Annotated in this window: 17 protein-coding genes; 5 read left to right on the top strand and 12 right to left on the bottom strand. The window is 69.8% G+C overall.

The annotated features are described in order from the left end of the window. Both AC1DXK_RS17230 and pgeF read right to left on the bottom strand, forming a co-directional pair. A partial coding sequence (locus AC1DXK_RS17230; protein WP_477298452.1) for an outer membrane protein occupies positions 1-516 on the bottom strand: 516 nt, incomplete at its 3' end. A 269-nt stretch (positions 517-785) separates the two neighbouring features. Beyond that, on the bottom strand, positions 786-1,556 hold the full coding sequence (gene pgeF, locus AC1DXK_RS17225) for a peptidoglycan editing factor PgeF (protein ID WP_457104852.1): 771 nt from the start codon (positions 1,554-1,556) through the stop codon (positions 786-788). 144 nt (positions 1,557-1,700) lie between these two features. Here pgeF and AC1DXK_RS17220 point away from each other — a divergent pair, with 144 nt between their 5' ends. Then, positions 1,701-1,892, top strand: a complete 192-nt coding sequence (locus tag AC1DXK_RS17220) for a fibronectin-attachment protein (FAP) (protein WP_457104816.1) — start codon at positions 1,701-1,703, stop codon at positions 1,890-1,892. 43 nt (positions 1,893-1,935) lie between these two features. On the opposite strand, the gene AC1DXK_RS17215 is transcribed toward AC1DXK_RS17220, so the two are convergent. From AC1DXK_RS17215 to rpsF, 10 genes are all read right to left on the bottom strand, one after another. After that, a complete protein-coding gene (locus tag AC1DXK_RS17215) occupies positions 1,936-3,006 on the bottom strand; it encodes a class I SAM-dependent methyltransferase (RefSeq protein WP_457104817.1) in 1,071 nt (356 codons plus the stop codon). After that, a complete protein-coding gene (gene lgt, locus AC1DXK_RS17210; RefSeq protein ID WP_457104818.1) occupies positions 3,003-3,905 on the bottom strand; it encodes a prolipoprotein diacylglyceryl transferase in 903 nt (300 codons plus the stop codon). The genes AC1DXK_RS17215 and lgt overlap by 4 nt, the downstream gene beginning before the upstream one ends. 80 nt (positions 3,906-3,985) lie before the next feature. Continuing rightward, positions 3,986-4,882, bottom strand: coding sequence for a VOC family protein (locus tag AC1DXK_RS17205; protein WP_457104819.1), 897 nt, complete (start codon positions 4,880-4,882; stop codon positions 3,986-3,988). Further along, positions 4,879-5,781, bottom strand: coding sequence for an SMP-30/gluconolactonase/LRE family protein (locus AC1DXK_RS17200; protein ID WP_457104820.1), 903 nt, complete (start codon positions 5,779-5,781; stop codon positions 4,879-4,881). The genes AC1DXK_RS17205 and AC1DXK_RS17200 overlap by 4 nt, the downstream gene beginning before the upstream one ends. A 10-nt stretch (positions 5,782-5,791) precedes the next feature. After that, entirely contained in the window at positions 5,792-6,241 is a 450-nt protein-coding gene (locus tag AC1DXK_RS17195) for a cupin domain-containing protein (RefSeq protein WP_457104821.1), read from the bottom strand. A gap of 206 nt (positions 6,242-6,447) precedes the next feature. Beyond that, a complete protein-coding gene (locus AC1DXK_RS17190) occupies positions 6,448-7,935 on the bottom strand; it encodes a replicative DNA helicase (protein WP_457104822.1) in 1,488 nt (495 codons plus the stop codon). Between the two features lie 357 nt (positions 7,936-8,292). After that, complete coding sequence (gene rplI / locus AC1DXK_RS17185) at positions 8,293-8,865, bottom strand: 50S ribosomal protein L9 (protein ID WP_457104823.1); 573 nt, start codon at positions 8,863-8,865, stop codon at positions 8,293-8,295. 41 nt (positions 8,866-8,906) lie between these two features. Next, the gene (locus AC1DXK_RS17180; protein ID WP_457104824.1) at positions 8,907-9,929 is read right to left on the bottom strand and encodes a hypothetical protein; all 1,023 of its coding nucleotides are present in this window, start codon (positions 9,927-9,929) and stop codon (positions 8,907-8,909) included. A 128-nt stretch (positions 9,930-10,057) separates the two neighbouring features. Next, positions 10,058-10,309, bottom strand: a complete 252-nt coding sequence (gene rpsR / locus AC1DXK_RS17175) for a 30S ribosomal protein S18 (protein WP_007561044.1) — start codon at positions 10,307-10,309, stop codon at positions 10,058-10,060. 3 nt (positions 10,310-10,312) lie between these two features. Further along, on the bottom strand, positions 10,313-10,777 hold the full coding sequence (gene rpsF / locus AC1DXK_RS17170) for a 30S ribosomal protein S6 (protein WP_457104825.1): 465 nt from the start codon (positions 10,775-10,777) through the stop codon (positions 10,313-10,315). A gap of 445 nt (positions 10,778-11,222) precedes the next feature. On the opposite strand from rpsF, the gene hpnA reads away from it, so the two are divergent. The 4 genes from hpnA to hpnE are packed head-to-tail and all read left to right on the top strand — an operon-like array spanning position 11,223 to position 15,293. Beyond that, positions 11,223-12,251, top strand: coding sequence for a hopanoid-associated sugar epimerase (gene hpnA, locus AC1DXK_RS17165; protein WP_457104826.1), 1,029 nt, complete (start codon positions 11,223-11,225; stop codon positions 12,249-12,251). After that, positions 12,248-13,144 (top strand): squalene synthase HpnC, encoded by an 897-nt coding sequence (hpnC, locus tag AC1DXK_RS17160; RefSeq protein ID WP_457104827.1) that lies wholly within the window; start codon positions 12,248-12,250, stop codon positions 13,142-13,144. The genes hpnA and hpnC overlap by 4 nt, the downstream gene beginning before the upstream one ends. Continuing rightward, entirely contained in the window at positions 13,141-13,992 is an 852-nt protein-coding gene (gene hpnD / locus AC1DXK_RS17155) for a presqualene diphosphate synthase HpnD (RefSeq protein ID WP_457104828.1), read from the top strand. Before hpnC ends, hpnD begins: the two co-directional genes overlap by 4 nt. Then, entirely contained in the window at positions 13,992-15,293 is a 1,302-nt protein-coding gene (gene hpnE / locus AC1DXK_RS17150) for a hydroxysqualene dehydroxylase HpnE (RefSeq protein WP_457104829.1), read from the top strand. Before hpnD ends, hpnE begins: the two co-directional genes overlap by 1 nt. The last annotated feature ends 8 nt before the right edge of the window (positions 15,294-15,301 follow it).

The raw sequence follows: 15,301 nt of genomic DNA, 5'->3' as shown, positions 1-15,301 counted from the left end.
GCCGGTGCCGTACACGAGGGTGCGGTCGAAGGCGTAGCCGAGGCGGCCGCGCACGGTGCCGAAGAAGTCGAGGCTGGAGAGGCCGCGCGGATCGGTGACGTAGTAGCCGGGGGCCAGGGCGCCATTGATGAAGGCGCTGTTCCGGTTACGGCCGAAGTCGAGGTACTGGGCATCGGCCTCGACGCCGAACACGACGCCGGAGCCGGGGGTCAGCTGCCAGTTGTAGCCGATCTGRCCACCGCCGGAGAAGCCGTCCTGGCTGCTGTTGCGGAAGGTGGCGACGGTGCCGGGGGCGGCGTAGGGGAACGGCACGCCGAAGCTGTTGCCGGTGGAGCGGCTGCTGGCGTCGAAGGCGTAGCCGGCGTTGATACCGAAGTAGGCGCCCGTCCAGGTGAACACCGGGACCGGGGTGAACACCGGCGGCGGAGCGGCCCGGCGCGGAAGGTCGGCGGCGAAGGCCGAACCCGCGAAGGCGACGCCCGCGAGGGCCGTGGTGACGCGGAGCAGGGATTTCATGTTCTGGTCCTCACTGGTTGCCCCCGCCGCCCGTCGAGCGGGTGGCTGCGGAGCCGGATCTGGTAGCTGTCCAGCGGTTCCAGGGCTGCTTTACGCTCTGCGGTGTCGCCGACCGCTCATCGCGGCCCCTTGTGGCAACCCGCCGTTTTTCCCCGGCACCTTGACCCCACAACGCGTTCGAATGGCCAAGGTTCATTTACGGCTACGCTTTTTTCCTGGCCCTGCGTCGACAAAGTGTCGCACCCCCTGTTCGGGTCGGGACGGAGGGGTCATGGCGCGAGGGTGACGGCGGAGATCAGGCGTCCATAATCCGCCTCGCCGCGATGCGTGGCCCGGCGGTAGCTGTAGAACCGCTCGGGATCCGCGTAGGTGCAGAGATGAAGCGCGGTGGCCTCTCCGATCTGGGCTTCGGCGAGACGCGCCAGGATGAAGCCCGGGAGGTCGAACTGCGCGTGGTCGGGCCGCGTGCCGGCAGCCAGGAACCGCTCCATCCCGGGGGCATCCGCCTGAAACCGCGTGATGAAGTCCGGGCCGACCTCATAGGAGGCCTGCCCGATTGTCGGCCCCAGCACGGCGACGATCCTTTGCCGTCTCGCGCCCAGCGCCTCCATGGCCGCCACTGTCGCCGCGATGACGCCGGTGAGGGCACCCTTCCAGCCGGCATGGGCGGCGCCGACGACCCCGTGCTCGGGATCGGCGAACAGGATTGGCCCGCAATCGGCCGTCGCGATGCCCAGCGCCAGGCCGGGCACCCGCGTCACCATGGCATCGGCCTTCGGGCGCTCCCCCGCCGCGAACGGCGCCGTGACTGTGACGACGTCGGCCGAATGGACCTGGTACAGGCTCACGAGCCGGTCCGGCGGCAGGCCGAGCTGGCTGCACATCCGCGCCCGATTCTCGGCGACGCGCTCCGGCACGTCCTGGGAGCCGAGACCGCCGTTCAGCGACGCGTAGACGCCCTCCGAAACTCCCCCGCAGCGGGTGAAGAAGGCGTGACGCACGCCCGCATGCGCGGAGAGTTCCGGTGCCTCGATCATCATGCCTGCGGTCACGGTTGGCCTCTCGCGTACCCCTGTGGCGCTGCGATACCGCAAGGCCGGACCCTTGACGATGTCGTTCAGGCGTCAGATTCTTGTTGCATCGCAGTATGGAGCCGATCCGGCTTCACCTCGAGAAGGATCGCAATGTCACGCGGCATCGAAACCGACGCCCTGCCCGACACCCCCGAGGCTGAGGAGCCCCGGATCCCGACCGCGCCCGCGCATCCCGTGACGGGCGAGCCCGCCGCCTTCGACCCCAACGACCTCAATCCGCCTGCACCGCCGACACCGCGGCCCTCCAGCCAGACGGATTCCGGCTTCGGCTCCTTCGGCTGACGACGCTCGGCTCCGCATCGGTCCGAAGACGAGACCCGGTGGTTCAGGCCTCCGGGAAGCCCGGGAGCGGCCCGATCGTCGGGCCGCTCACCGCCAGGACCTTGAACAGGCTGCCCATGCTCCCGACACGGGGGTCTGTGAGACGTGCGACGGCGGCGTCGATCGCGGCGGACTGCGCCGCCGTGGCCCGGGCCTTCAGGCGGTCGGCCCGCGCGCCGAGGCCGAGGGCGGCCAGGAAATTACCCTGATCCACCGGTCCATGAATCGCGGCCCCCTCCGCCCGTGCAGCCCGAGCGAGGGCGGCGAAGTCGACATGATGCGTGAGATCCGCCGCGCCCGGGGCGGAGAGGGGATCGGTGAGGCGATGGCCTGCCAGGGCCTGGAGGGTATCGCCGAACCCGGGTCGGACATGGCCGTAATCGATCGCCAGCAGGGCGCCCCCCGTGGTGCGCAGGCGTCCTGCCAGCCTGCGCATCAGCGCCAGACCGGCTGCCGGCACGCTCATCAGCGCGCCGTCCGGGCCGTCCGCGTCGAGGCCGGGACTCGGTTCCGGTGACAGGCCGAAGGCGAGGGCGCCCTCGGGACCGAGCCCGACCTGTCGCTCATGCCAGCCCGTCGGGCGACGCTCGAACTGGCGCACCGGCAGGCAATCGAAGAACTCGTTGGCCAGGATGATCGCCGGACCGGGGGGCAGCGTCTCGATCCCGTCGTGCCACGTCGCGCCGGTCCCGGCGAGGGCGCGCGCCTGCGCGGCCCGCAGCACAGGACTGGTTTCGACGAGGTGCGGCGTCACGGGCAGGCCGGGAGCCGCCGCCCGCAGCGCCCGCAGGGCATCGGCCATCAGCGTGCCGCGACCAGGCCCGAACTCCACCAGCATTAGCGGATCGGGTCGCCCCATCGCCCCGTGGACGTAGGCCGTCCAGGCGCCAATCAGCTCGCCGAACATCTGGCTGATCTCGGGCGCCGTGATGAAGTCGCCCTGCACCCCCAGGGGGTCGCGGTTGCGGTAGTAGCCGTGGATCGGATGGCCGAGGCAGAGGGCCATGTAGCGGTCGACGCCAATCGGCCCGTTCTGGCGGATCAGCGCCGCGATCTCGGCTCCGAGGGGCGTCACGCCTCGATGGCCGCCTTGCGCGCCGCCTCGGCGGTGGGGAGCTCGACCGGGTTGCGCGGTCGCGTCCGGCCGGTCCCGGCTAGCACGATGTAGGTGAGGCCGATGATCATCATCGGCACGCAGAGCAGCATGCCCATGGTCACGCCGCCGCCCATAGGACCGAGATGGTCGCCGAACAGGAAGCCGAGCTGGCGATCCGGCTCGCGGAAGAACTCGCAGAACGTCCGGGCCAGGGCATAGCCGAGGACGAAGATGCCGCCGAGCAAGCCGGGCTTTCGGAAGCCGAACCGGCGGACGCTGATCGCCATCACGACGAAGAGGAGCAGGCCCTCGGTCGCGGCCTCGTAGAGCTGGCTCGGGTGGCGCGGCAGCGGTCCGCCGCTCGGGAACACGATGGCGTAGGGGAAGTCCGGCGCCACGCGCCCCCAGAGTTCGCCGTTCACGAAGTTGGCGATGCGGCCGAAGAACAGCCCGATCGGCACGACCACCGCGCCTATGTCGAGGAGCGTGTAGCCGTTGAGGCTCTTGGCCCGGGCGAAGAGCAGGAAGGCCAGGATCGCCCCGATGAAGCCGCCGTGGAACGACATGCCGCCGTTGCGGATCGCCAGGATCTCCATCGGATCGGCGATGTACATGGGCAGGTTGTAGAACAGCACGTAGCCGATCCGGCCGCCGAGCACGACGCCGAGGGCTACCCAGACCACGAGGTCGTCGATATCGAGGACCTGCGGGCGCTTTACCACCCCCCATAGGCTGTCGGCCATGACGAGGCGGCGCGCGTAATACCAGCCGCCGATCAGGCCGGCGATATAGGCGAGCGCGTACCATTTGATCGTGATCGGCCCGATCGCGAGGGCCACCGGATCGATGGCCGGAAAGGGCAGGGCGAGGAGCGGCATCGGTCTCACCTCCGAGGCGGCCGGATTGGACGCCGGAGGGGTTGCACGTCAAGCCTGCACGCCTCGCCGATGTGAGTGTCTCAGCCTGGCACGAACAAGAAGCCGTGTCCGTCGGGTCCCGCGCAGGAGACCGCCGCGCGGTCGCTGGAGATCCGTGGTGCCAGTCCGGCACCGCGCAGGGATCGCGGCAAGTCCTGCAGATTGGCCGCGGAAAAGACGAAGCGGGTGGAGGCCCGGTCGGCGGGGCCGAAAGACAGCGTCCTCCGGGTGGTCGGGACGCGATAGTGCAGCAGTTCCACGTGCGGCGCGGGCTCCGGAGGCGTCAGCGCGATCACATCGACCTGCGGGTCGTCCACCCCGTCGAGGCGCGCCTGCTCCGGTCCCTGATTCAGCCCGCGCTCCCCCAGCGTGAGGCCGAGCGTTCCTATCAGGAAGGCCGGGGTAGCCTCGAGATCAGTGACGGTGATCGCAGAGTGATCGATGCCCAGGAACAGCCCCGGTGTGTCGCGCCAGCGGTCGGCGGGCGGACCTTCGGGAAAAGCGATCAACTCCAATGGGTGCCCGTCCGGGTCGCGGAACTTGTAGGCGGTGACGCCCCCCGTGGAGGCCGGCAGGCGCTGCGGACCGCCGTGGCTGATGGGGGTCGGGGCGAGCGGCGCCAGTTGCGCCATCGCGGCCCCCATGTCGCGGACCGGGATCGCGAGGTGCTGGAAGAACGGGTCTGTCGCGGCGGGATCGTCAGGATAGGGCGCCCCGGGCGGATCCACCGCCAGGAAGGTCACCGCCTGGGCGCCGAGCCGCATGCGCAGCTGCGTGGCCCGTCGGTCCGTCAGGCCCATCGCCTCGCAATGGGCGGGCGGAACGGGCTCCGGCGGTGCGACCTGCGCGAAACCCAACCCGTCGCGGTAGAATGCCTCGGTCACGGCGAGGTCCGCGACGGTTCGGCCGAAGCCGATGATCGCCCGCACGGCGCTCACAGGAGCGGGGCTCCCCGCACGTTCACGTAGATGGCGTAGAGCGTGTGCGACGCGCACAGGAACAGGCGGCTGTTGTTTCGGCCGCCGAAGGTCAGGTTGGCGACCGTCGAAGGCACCAGGATCTTCCCGACGCGTTCGCCGCCCAGATCGATGCAGTGGACACCGTCGCCGGCGCTCGACCAGAGATTGCCGTGCTCGTCGCAGCGAATCCCGTCGGCATTGCCGGGCGCGATCGTGCAGAACACTGCGCCTCCGGACAGGCCGCCATCCTCGGCAACGTCGAAGACGCGGACGTGCTGGACCGGCTCGGTGTCGAATTGCAGGCCGGTCTCGACGATGTAGAGCCTGCGCTCGTCAGGCGAGAAGCAGAGCCCGTTCGGACCCTGGAAGTCGTCCGCGACCACGCGCAGGGCGCCGTCGCGCGGATCGAAGCGGTAGACGGCAGCCGGCAGCTCAGAGTCCTGCTTGCCGCCCTCGTAATCGGTCTGGATGCCGTAGGGTGGGTCGGTGAACCAGATCGTCCCGTCCGACTTGCAGACGACGTCGTTGGGCGAATTCAACCGGCGCCCCTGGTAGCGCTCGACCAGGCTGGTGATGCGCCCGTCGAGTTCCGTCCGGTGGATGCGCCGGCCCCGGTGCGCGCAGGAGAGCATCCGACCCTGCCGGTCGCGGGCATGGCCGTTCTCGAAGTCGCTCGCCTCCCGGTAGACGCTGAGACCGGCATGCTCCGCCCAGCGCATCACGCGGTTGTTGGGCAGATCCGAGAACAGCAACTCGTCGCGGTCGCCGAACCAGACCGGACCCTCGGCCCAGCGGAATCCGTCGGCGAGCGTCTCCAGCGGCGCGTTCGGCAGGACGTACGCCTTGAAGCGCGGCTGCGTCAGCTCGAAGCCCTCCATGGCGCGCGCTCTACGTGAAGCGGCCGGGCTGGTTCACGGTCGGCTCGACCTGAAGGCCCGTCACGATCATGGTGCAGGGCGCGTCGCCCACGGTCCCGGACAGGTGGCCCTTCCTGCCGTCACGGGCCTTGGTGTTCTGATCCTCGCCCATCATCAGTTCGCCCGGGCCCATCTCGACCCGGTGGCCGTCCATGGTCTCGACGAACCAGCGACCGGAGAGGATCGCGATCCATTGCGGCCGGGGATTCTCGTGCCATTCGCCGACCCAGCCCACCGGCAGGACCGTGAAGGTCACGATCGACGGCGCCGGATCCATCTTGTCGTTCCACTGCGGCGCGGTCTCAGGGTTGATGCCCTCGAACGTGAACCGCTTGATGAAGAATCGCTCCTGGCGGCTCACCCCGTCCGCGTCCGTGTAGACGTGCCAGTACGGCATCATCGGAGGGGTCGGATCGCTCATCGTCGCTCCTGCCGCGGCGGGACATTCGTGTTTCCACAACGGCCGGTCCCGGGGATGGTTCGCGCCAGACGATCGAGGCGCGCGGGACGATCGGGCTCGTCCGGCGGACGGCGGCCAAAGGATCGGCCTGCTCATGGCGACGCACGCATCGGCGCTGCCACGGCCGCCGCCTCGCCGCCCGCCCGTGAACGGGCGGCAGCACCGTCTCACATCTGCTCGGGGATCCGATCCGCCTGCGCGAGGTTCGAGAATCGGGTGATGTTGGCGTCGAACTGAAGCTCCACCGTTCCCGTCGGGCCGTGACGCTGCTTGCCGAGGATCACTTCGGCCTTGCCGTGGACGCGCTGCATCTCGGCTTCCCAGGCAAAGAACTCCTCCGTGCCTTCCCGAGGCTTCTTGTTGCCAACGTAATATTCCTCGCGGAACACGAACATGACCACGTCGGCGTCCTGCTCGATCGAACCCGATTCACGCAGGTCGGAGAGCTGCGGACGCTTGTCATCGCGGTTCTCGACCTGACGCGAGAGCTGAGACAGCCCGATGATCGGCACCGCCAGTTCCTTGGCGAGCGCCTTCATGCCGGTGGTGATCTCGGTCATCTCCTGCACGCGGTTGTCGCTACGCTTGCCCGAGCCCGAGAGCAGCTGCAGGTAATCGACGATCAGGAGGTCGAGCCCCTTCTGACGCTTGAGGCGTCGCGCCCGGGCGGCGAGCTGGGCGATCGAGATGCCGCCGCTCTGGTCGATGTAGAACGGGATCGTCTGCATGTCCCGCGCGGCGTCGGTGATCTTGTAGAAGTCCTCCGGGCGGATGTCGCCGCGGCGGATCTTGTAGGACGGGACGCCCGACTGCTCCGCGATGATACGGGTGGCGAGCTGCTCGGCCGACATTTCGAGGGAGAAGAACCCGACGATCCCGCCGTTCACGGTCTTGGTCGCGCCGTCCGGCTGCTTCTCGCCGCGATACGCCTTGGCGATGTTGAAGGCGATATTGGTCACCAGCGAGGTCTTTCCCATGGCCGGACGCCCCGCGAGGATGATCAGATCGGAGGGTTGCAACCCGCCCATCTTGGCGTCGAGGTCGCTGAGCCCGGTGGCGATGCCCGAGAGCTTGCCGTCGCGCTGGTAGGCCTTGGCCGCCATGTCGACCGCGGCGGTCAGCGCGTCCGAGAATTTCTGGAAGCCGCCGTCGTAGCGTCCGGCTTCGGCCAGCTCGTACAGGCGGCGCTCGGTCTCCTCGATCTGGTCGCGCGGCGCCTGCTCCACCGGCGCCTCATAGGCGCCGTTGACCAGATCCTCGCCGATGGTGATCAGCCGGCGGCGGATGGCGAGATCGTAGATCGTCCGGCCGTAATCGCCGGCGTTGATCACCGTGGTGGCGTCGGCGGCGAGCCGGGCGAGGTACTGCATCACCGTCTGGCCGCCGAAATCGGCATCGCCCAGATAGGTCTTCATCGTGATGGGCGTCGCGAGCTTGCCGGCCCGGATCAGGGAGGCCGCCACCGTGAAGATCTGCTGGTGGGCATCCTCCATGAAGTGCTCGGGCAGCAGGAAGTCCGACACCCGGTAATAGGCGTCGTTGTTCACGAGGATTGCGCCCAGCAGCGCCTGCTCCGCATCGATGTTGTGCGGGGCGACGCGGTACTCGGCCTGAACCGCTTCGAGCTTGGCCGTGAGCGCATTGGGCAGGGCCATCGGCGGACGACTCCGTATCAGGCGCCGCGGCGGGCGCGCCAGGATCACACCGCACGACCTTGGCCCCGGTATGGTTACCGAAGCCTAGCCGACGGCCGTTTCTCCCGGGCCGGGGCGCGGAAAAGCGGACGCCCGCCGACTCTCGCGAGGGGCGGGCGTCCATGCTGGAACAAAACTGGAACGTGTCAAGCCGGGGGACGGATCATCCCCAATGTTCACCCCTATACCGGGGTGTCGACGTGGGCGCGGACGCCCGGTCCGATACCGCTTCGCGGATCGATGCCACTCTCCGTTCGTCCGTTCCAGAAGAGCGATCGATCCAGGTCACCCCGGATCGATCGTTCCCCGCGAACCGAATCAGCCGCGGTCGTCGGCCCCCTCGCCGGCATCGGCCAGCGCCATGCCGACTTCCAGTCCGAGGTCGTCGAGGTTGAACGCCTCGCGCTCGGTCACCGACTCGCCGCGGGCCTGGCGCTCGGCCTCCTCGGGGCTGCGGGCGACGTTCACGGTGATCTCGACCTCGACCTCGGGGTGCAGCACCACCGGGACCTTGTGAAGGCCCAGCGTCTTGATCGGCTGGTTGAGGATGAACTGCCCGCGATCGACCGTGAAGCCCTCCTTCGCGACGACCTCGGCGAGATCGCGGGTCGAGACGGAGCCGTAGAGCACGCCGGTCTCACCCGACTGCCGGATCAGGATGAAGCTCTGGCCGTTCAGCTTCTCGGCCACCGCCTCGGCGTCCTTCTTGCGGTCGAGGTTGCGGGCCTCCAGCTGGGCGCGCTGCGCTTCGAAGTGCTTCTTGTTGGATTCCGTCGCGCGCAGGGCCTTGCCGCGGGCGAGCAGGAAGTTGCGGGCAAAGCCCGGGCGGACGTTCACGGTCTCGCCCATCTGGCCGAGCTTGGCCACGCGCTCGAGCAGGATCACTTCCATAGTCTTTCTCCTTCAGGTGGTCGGCCGCTGGGGCCGGGGTTTCACGGCGCCGGATTGTCCCTGGGACGCCGGCGGTCGAGGGCGGTGTCGGCGAGGCCGAACACGGTGAGTGCCACCAGGGCGATGCCCTGGGTCACGAACAGGATCAGGTACATGCCGAACAGCATCAGCCCGCGCCCCGGCCGGCCGCGCGAGCGGTCGTGGAAGGCGGCGAGCCCCTGGAGTGCGAAGGCCGCGCTGAACGCGCCGACCAGGGCGACGCCGAACACGCCGACATAGCCCGGGGCGAAGCACATCGCGACGGCTGCCGCGAGGGCCGCCAGCGTCGTGCGCGGCATGATGGTGGAGGGGATGTCGGGCCAGGGCCTGGGCAGGCGGCCGGAAATCTTCACGATCCGGGCCGAGGCCCAGAGGTAGAAGGCCAGGAGCAGCGCCAGACCGTTGGCCGCGAAGGCCGGAACGACGCGGGCGAGGGCGTCCGCCAGTTCGGCCCGGGTGACGTCGGCCTGATCGGTGTCGGTCTGCGGCGCCGGCGCGGCCGTTCCGTCCTGGCCAGTGGCATCGGACGACGGCGCGTCGGCGCGTCGACCCTCGACGGCCGGCCGCGTGGCCGGCATCCGCGTCTGGACGAGCGTCTGTGCGAGCCCGCGCAGCTGCGCGTCGAAGGCCGCGTGATTCGGCGAGGACAGGACCGCGATGGCGATGAAGGCGAGGGCGGCCGTGGCGGCGATCCAGCCGAGGAGGCGGCCGGTCGGGTACCATTCGAGGCCGGCCGACGTCTCACGCCCGAGCAGGGTCAGATAGGCGAGCCACCAAGCCGGCAGGGCGATGTAGGCCGCGAAGGCGAGCCCCATGAAGGGAGCGATCACCAGGGTCAGAACGAGGCTTCCGGCGGCTGCCGCCGCGAGCGCGGCCTTGCGGCTCCAGCCGAGGCCGACGATCAGGATCGGCAGGGGCGCCACGAGGTAGAGCAGGATCGCCAGCGGGGTCGCCTTCAGCAGCACGCCGAACAGGAGTGCCGAGACGAGGCCCGCGCCGATACCGATGCCGATATGCTGTGCCATGAGGTCCGCTGTCCCGCTGCCGCTGCGGCAGGGTTAGAGGCGGCGTTGCGCCCCAACGATCGGGCGGCGTGAGCCGCCCTCTGCGAGGGCCGGCCCGGGCAGATGCCGGGCCGGCGGGTTTCGATGGCCTACTTGATCACGTAGGGCAGCAGGCCGAGGAAGCGGGCGCGCTTGATCGCCTGGGCGAGTTCGCGCTGCTTCTTGGCCGAGACCGCGGTGATCCGCGACGGCACGATCTTGCCGCGCTCGGACACGTAGCGGGACAGGAGCTTGACGTCCTTGTAGTCGATCTTCGGCGCGTTCGCGCCGGAGAACGGGCAGGTCTTGCGACGACGGAAGAAGGGACGGCGTCCGCCGCCCGCACCAGCACCGAAAGCCATGTGTTAGCCCTCCCCGCCGAAGCTGCGCTCGGCACGATCACCGCGATCGCCGCGATCACCCCGGTCGCCGCCGAAGCCGCCGCCGCCGCCGAAGCCCTCGTCGTCACGACGACGGCCACGCTCGCGGTCCTTGCGGTCGTCGCGGTCGCGCTTCTGCATCATGGCGGACGGCTCGGAATCAAGCTCCTCGACCCGGACGGTCATGAAGCGCAGCACGTCCTCGGAGATCTGCATCTGGCGCTCCATCTCGGCGATGGCGGCCGGCGGGGCGTCGATGTTGAGGAGCGCGAAATGCGCCTTGCGGTTCTTCTTGATCCGATAGGCGAGGGACTTCACGCCCCACATCTCGATCTTCTCGAGACGGCCACCGTTCTGCTCGATCACACCCTTGTAGGTGTCGATCATCGTCTCGACCTGCTGGGACGTCACGTCCTGGCGGGCCAAGAGCACATGCTCGTAGAGAGGCATCGTCGGGCCTTTCATCGTCAAAAGGAGCCCGGCCGCCGGAAGGCAGCTGATTCGGGCCGGTTCATCTCGCGGAACGCTCGGCGCCAAGCCCTTCGAGCCGATTTTCAGGCCCGAGCGGTTGATCGAAGGCGGAGACACCGGACGACGGGGTCGGGAAGACCCCTGCACCGCAAGCGGCACCGTCCGTTCAGCCCCCGGCCGGAGCGAACGCGAGGGGCGGCGCATAGTCGGTTTTTGGAGCCCTGACAAGTCCGAGGCGCCGTTCCCGCCCCTGGGTGAGGGCCTGTGCCACGTGCATCCGGGCGCGGACTCGGCGACGTCGGGCAGGGGCTGCGGAAGCCGCTCCGCCGGCGCTTGGCTTGCCGCCCGGGCGGTTCGATGACACAAGCGCGCCGCGGCCGGGACTCCCGGCCCGGCTGGTTTTCGGTAACCCTCCAGATCCGTGATGGCAGAGGCCACAACCCCCGGCGCCTCCGAGGTCGGTCCCGTGCTGATCACCGGCGCGAGCGGCTTCCTCGGCTCCGCCCTGGTCGACGTGTTCCGTAAGGCCGGATTCCCGGTGCGCATCCTCGTGCGCGCGTCGAGCCCCCGCCGGAACCTCACCTGGACCGATGTCGAGATCGTCGAGGGCGACATGCGCGATCCGGCCGCCGTGGCAGCGGCGATGCGCGGGCAGCGTTACCTGATCCACGCGGCGGCCGATTACCGGCTCTGGGCGCCCGACATGGAGGAGATCGTCCGCACGAACCGCGACGGCACGCGGCTGATGATGCGCGCGGCCCTGGATGCCGGTGTCGAGCGGGTCGTCTACACGTCGAGCGTCGCGACGATCAAACCGCCGGCCGACGGCGTCACGCCCTCCGACGAGACCCTGCCGCTGACGCCCGAGACCGCGATCGGCGCTTACAAGCGAAGCAAGGTCGTGGCCGAGCGGGTGGTCGAGGAGATGGTCGCCCGCGACGGCCTGCAGGCGGTGATTGTCAACCCGTCGACGCCGATCGGCCCCCGCGACGTCAAGCCGACGCCCACCGGCCGGATCATTCAGGAGGCGGCCCTCGGGAAGATGCCGGCCTTCGTCGATACCGGCCTCAACCTCGCCCATGTAGACGACGTGGCCCACGGCCATCTCCTGGCGCTCCGCAAGGGCCGGATCGGCGAACGCTATATTCTGGGCGGCGAGGACGTCTTCCTGTCCCAGATGCTCGCCGACATCGCCGGCATGGTCGGCCGCAAGCCGCCGACCGTGAGCCTGCCCCGGGCCGCTGTCTATCCGGTGGCGTTCTTCGCGCAGCTCGCCGCACGGGCCACCGGCAGACAGCCCTTCGCGACCATCGACGGCATCCGCATGTCGCGCTACCGGATGTTCTTCTCGGACCGGAAGGCGCGCGCCGAGCTCGGCTACACGGCCCGGCCCTATCGCGAGGGGCTGTCCGACGCGATCACGTGGTTCCGGGAGGCGGGTTACCTCGCATGAGCACTCTCGAATCCGCCACGGCGACGCGCTCCGGCAAGGGGCACCAGGACGAGAACTTCCCCGTCGCCTCGCACCTGATCCACCCGCGCCACCGCGGCGCGATCCTGGCTTTCTACAACTTCGTCCGCGCCGGCGACGACGTGGCCGACCATGCGGATCTGTCGCCCGAGCGCAAGATCGCGCTGCTCGATCGACTCGCGGACGCGCTCACCGGCGCCGGCCCCGCCGATCCCGAGGCGGAGCCGCTCAAGCGCGAACTCGCCGCCCGCGGCCTGCCGCCGCGCCATGCTCTGGAACTGCTCGATGCGTTCCGCATGGACGCGCACAAGAACCGCTACGCCGACTGGGACGAACTCATCCACTATTGCCGCTACTCGGCCATGCCGGTGGGGCGCTTCGTCCTCGACGTGCACGGCGAGGACCCCGCTCGCGTGTACCAATCCTCCGACGCGATCTGCGCGGCCCTGCAGGTAATCAATCATCTCCAGGATTGCGGCAAGGATTTCGCCGCCCTAGACCGGGTCTACATCCCGCAGGATTGCCTCGACCGCCACGGCGCGACCGTGGCGATGCTCGGCGCCGCCAAGGCGCCGCCGCAGCTCCGGGCGGTGATCCGCGAGCTGGCGCAGCGATGTCTCGACCTCCTCGACGAGGGCGCGGTCCTGCCGGACCTGATCGATGACCTGCGCCTGTCCCTCGAGATCGCCGCGATCCACCGGCTGGCCGTGGTGTTGAGCCGGGGCCTGCTGGAGCGCGATCCGCTCTCGGAGAAGGTCCATCACGGCAAGGCCGCCTTCGCCCTGACGGCCTTGGGCGGCGTCGCCGCCACCCTGGCGCGCCGGCCCTTCCGCGGGCGGACCGTTCGGGCCGCGGCTCAAGGAATCCGCTCGTGAGCGCAACTGCCACCCCCGCTGCCACCCAGGACGGCGCTGCCCCGGCGCTCCCCGCCGCCGGCTCCTCCTTCTACACGGCGATGCGCCTGCTGCCGAAGGAGCGGCGGGAGGCCATGTACGCCGTCTACGCCTTCTGCCGCGCCGTGGACGACGTCGCCGACGATGGCGGCACCCGGGCCGTCCGGCAAGTCGAGCTCGATCGCTGGCGGGCGGACATCGACGCCCTTTATGCCGGCCGCCCGGCCCCGCGGGTGCGCGACCTGGTGGAGCCCGTGCGCCGCTTCGGACTGAAGCGCGAGGATTTCCAGGCGGTCATCGACGGCATGGCGATGGACGCCGTCGAGGACATCGTCGCCCCCGATGCCGAGACCCTGGACCTCTATTGCGACCGGGTCGCCAGCGCGGTCGGCCGGCTGTCGGTGCGGATCTTCGGCATGCCCGAGGCGGACGGCATCCGGCTCGCCTGGCATCAGGGCCGGGCGCTCCAGCTCACCAACATCCTGCGCGACATCGACGAGGATGCCGAGCGCGGCCGCCTCTACCTGCCGCGGGAGAAGCTCGCGGCCATCGGGCTCTCCGATCCGACGCCGGTCGAGGCGATCAGCCACCCGCGCATCGGCGAGGTCTGCCTCTCCCTCGCCCGGGAGGCCGAAGACCACTATCAGGCGACCTGGGAGATCATCCGGCGCAGCCCCCGCAAGGCCACCAAGGCCGCCCGGCTGATGGCGGCGGCCTATCACCTGTACCTCAAGGCGGTGCTCGAACGCGGCTGGGCCATGCCCCGCGCCCGGGTGAAGCCGGGCAAGCGCGCGCTCCTCGGCGTCGTCCTCCGCCACGGCCTGATCTGATGGACACCGTTCACGTCGTCGGCGCCGGGCTGGCCGGCCTCTCCGCCGCGGTCGCGCTGGCCGAGGCTGGCACCCGCGTGGTGCTGCACGAGGCCGCCAAGCAGGCGGGCGGGCGCTGCCGCTCCTATTACGATCCGGCGCTCGGCCTGACCATCGACAACGGCAACCACCTGCTGCTCTCGGGCAATGCCGATTCGCTGAGTTTCCTCAGGACGATCGGCGCACCGGCCGACGCCCTCGCCGGTCCGGACGCAGCGGAGTTCGACTTCGCCGACCTGAAGACCGGCGAGCGCTGGCGCCTGCGTCCCAATGCCGGGCGGCTGCCCTGGTGGGTGATGAGCCCGGCGCGCCGCGTCCCCGGCACCCGGGCGCGGGATTATTTGGCCCCGCTCGGCATCCTGCGGGCGGCGTCCAGAAAGGCGGAGGGCGCCGGCGGCACGATCGGCGCGCACATGGCCTGCGAGGGCGCGCTCTACAGACGCCTGTGGCACCCGGTGCTGCTGGCCGCCCTCAACACCGAGCCCCGGGACAGCGATGTCGGGCTCGCGGCCCGCATCCTGCGCGAGACCCTGGGCGCCGGCGGCAAGGCCTGCCGCCCCCTCGTCGCCGTCGAGGGCCTGTCCTACGCCTTCGTCGATCCGGCGCTGCGTTTCCTCACAGCCCGCGGCTGCGAGGTTCGCTTCGGGCGCCGGCTGCGCAGCCTCGACCTCGCCGGGGGGCGCGCCGCGCAGCTCGTCTTCTCGGACGGCGTCGAGAGCCTCGGGCCGGAGGACGGCGTCGTCCTGGCGCTGCCGCCCTGGGTGGCGCGGGAGGTGTTGCCCGGTCTCCTCGCTCCCATGGAATTCCGCTCCATCGTGAACGCGCATTTCGCGCTGACACCGAAGCCCGGCAGCCCCCTGGTGCTCGGTGTCGTCAACAGCCTGACAGAGTGGCTTTTCGCCTATCCGGATCGGTATTCGGTCACGATCAGCGGCGCCGACCGGCTCCTCGACGTGCCCCGCGAAGACCTCGCTCGGCAGATCTGGGCCGAGATCGCACAGCTGTGCAACCTTGCACCAGACTTGCCCAGCTGGCAGATCGTAAAGGAGAAGCGTGCGACCTTTGCGGCGACGCCGGCGGAAGCCGCGCGGCGCCCGAAGGCCGAAACCGCCTACGACAATCTCGTCCTGGCAGGCGATTGGACCGCCACCGGCCTGCCATCGACGATTGAGGGAGCGATCCGCTCGGGCCAGACGGCCGCGCGTTCCTTGCGCGCGGGATCTGTCGTGCGCGCCGGAACCCGGACGCGCGGCGCAGCTTGAGGCATGGC

Source organism: Methylobacterium sp. P3_A11, from assembly GCF_056403155.1.
Note: the sequence above shows the minus strand (reverse complement) of the source record. Positions and strands in the feature narration are given on the sequence as shown.

Coding starts and splice junctions, on each gene's coding strand:
- rpsR (WP_007561044.1), bottom strand. CDS start 10,309: ATGGCTTTCGGTGCTGGTGCGGGCGGCGGACGCCGTCCCTTCTTCCGT.
- rplI (WP_457104823.1), bottom strand. CDS start 8,865: ATGGAAGTGATCCTGCTCGAGCGCGTGGCCAAGCTCGGCCAGATGGGC.
- AC1DXK_RS17220 (WP_457104816.1), top strand. CDS start 1,701: ATGTCACGCGGCATCGAAACCGACGCCCTGCCCGACACCCCCGAGGCT.
- hpnE (WP_457104829.1), top strand. CDS start 13,992: ATGGACACCGTTCACGTCGTCGGCGCCGGGCTGGCCGGCCTCTCCGCC.
- AC1DXK_RS17200 (WP_457104820.1), bottom strand. CDS start 5,781: ATGGAGGGCTTCGAGCTGACGCAGCCGCGCTTCAAGGCGTACGTCCTG.
- AC1DXK_RS17180 (WP_457104824.1), bottom strand. CDS start 9,929: ATGGCACAGCATATCGGCATCGGTATCGGCGCGGGCCTCGTCTCGGCA.
- AC1DXK_RS17195 (WP_457104821.1), bottom strand. CDS start 6,241: ATGAGCGATCCGACCCCTCCGATGATGCCGTACTGGCACGTCTACACG.
- AC1DXK_RS17190 (WP_457104822.1), bottom strand. CDS start 7,935: ATGGCCCTGCCCAATGCGCTCACGGCCAAGCTCGAAGCGGTTCAGGCC.
- lgt (WP_457104818.1), bottom strand. CDS start 3,905: ATGCCGCTCCTCGCCCTGCCCTTTCCGGCCATCGATCCGGTGGCCCTC.
- hpnA (WP_457104826.1), top strand. CDS start 11,223: ATGGCAGAGGCCACAACCCCCGGCGCCTCCGAGGTCGGTCCCGTGCTG.
- rpsF (WP_457104825.1), bottom strand. CDS start 10,777: ATGCCTCTCTACGAGCATGTGCTCTTGGCCCGCCAGGACGTGACGTCC.
- hpnC (WP_457104827.1), top strand. CDS start 12,248: ATGAGCACTCTCGAATCCGCCACGGCGACGCGCTCCGGCAAGGGGCAC.
- pgeF (WP_457104852.1), bottom strand. CDS start 1,556: ATGATGATCGAGGCACCGGAACTCTCCGCGCATGCGGGCGTGCGTCAC.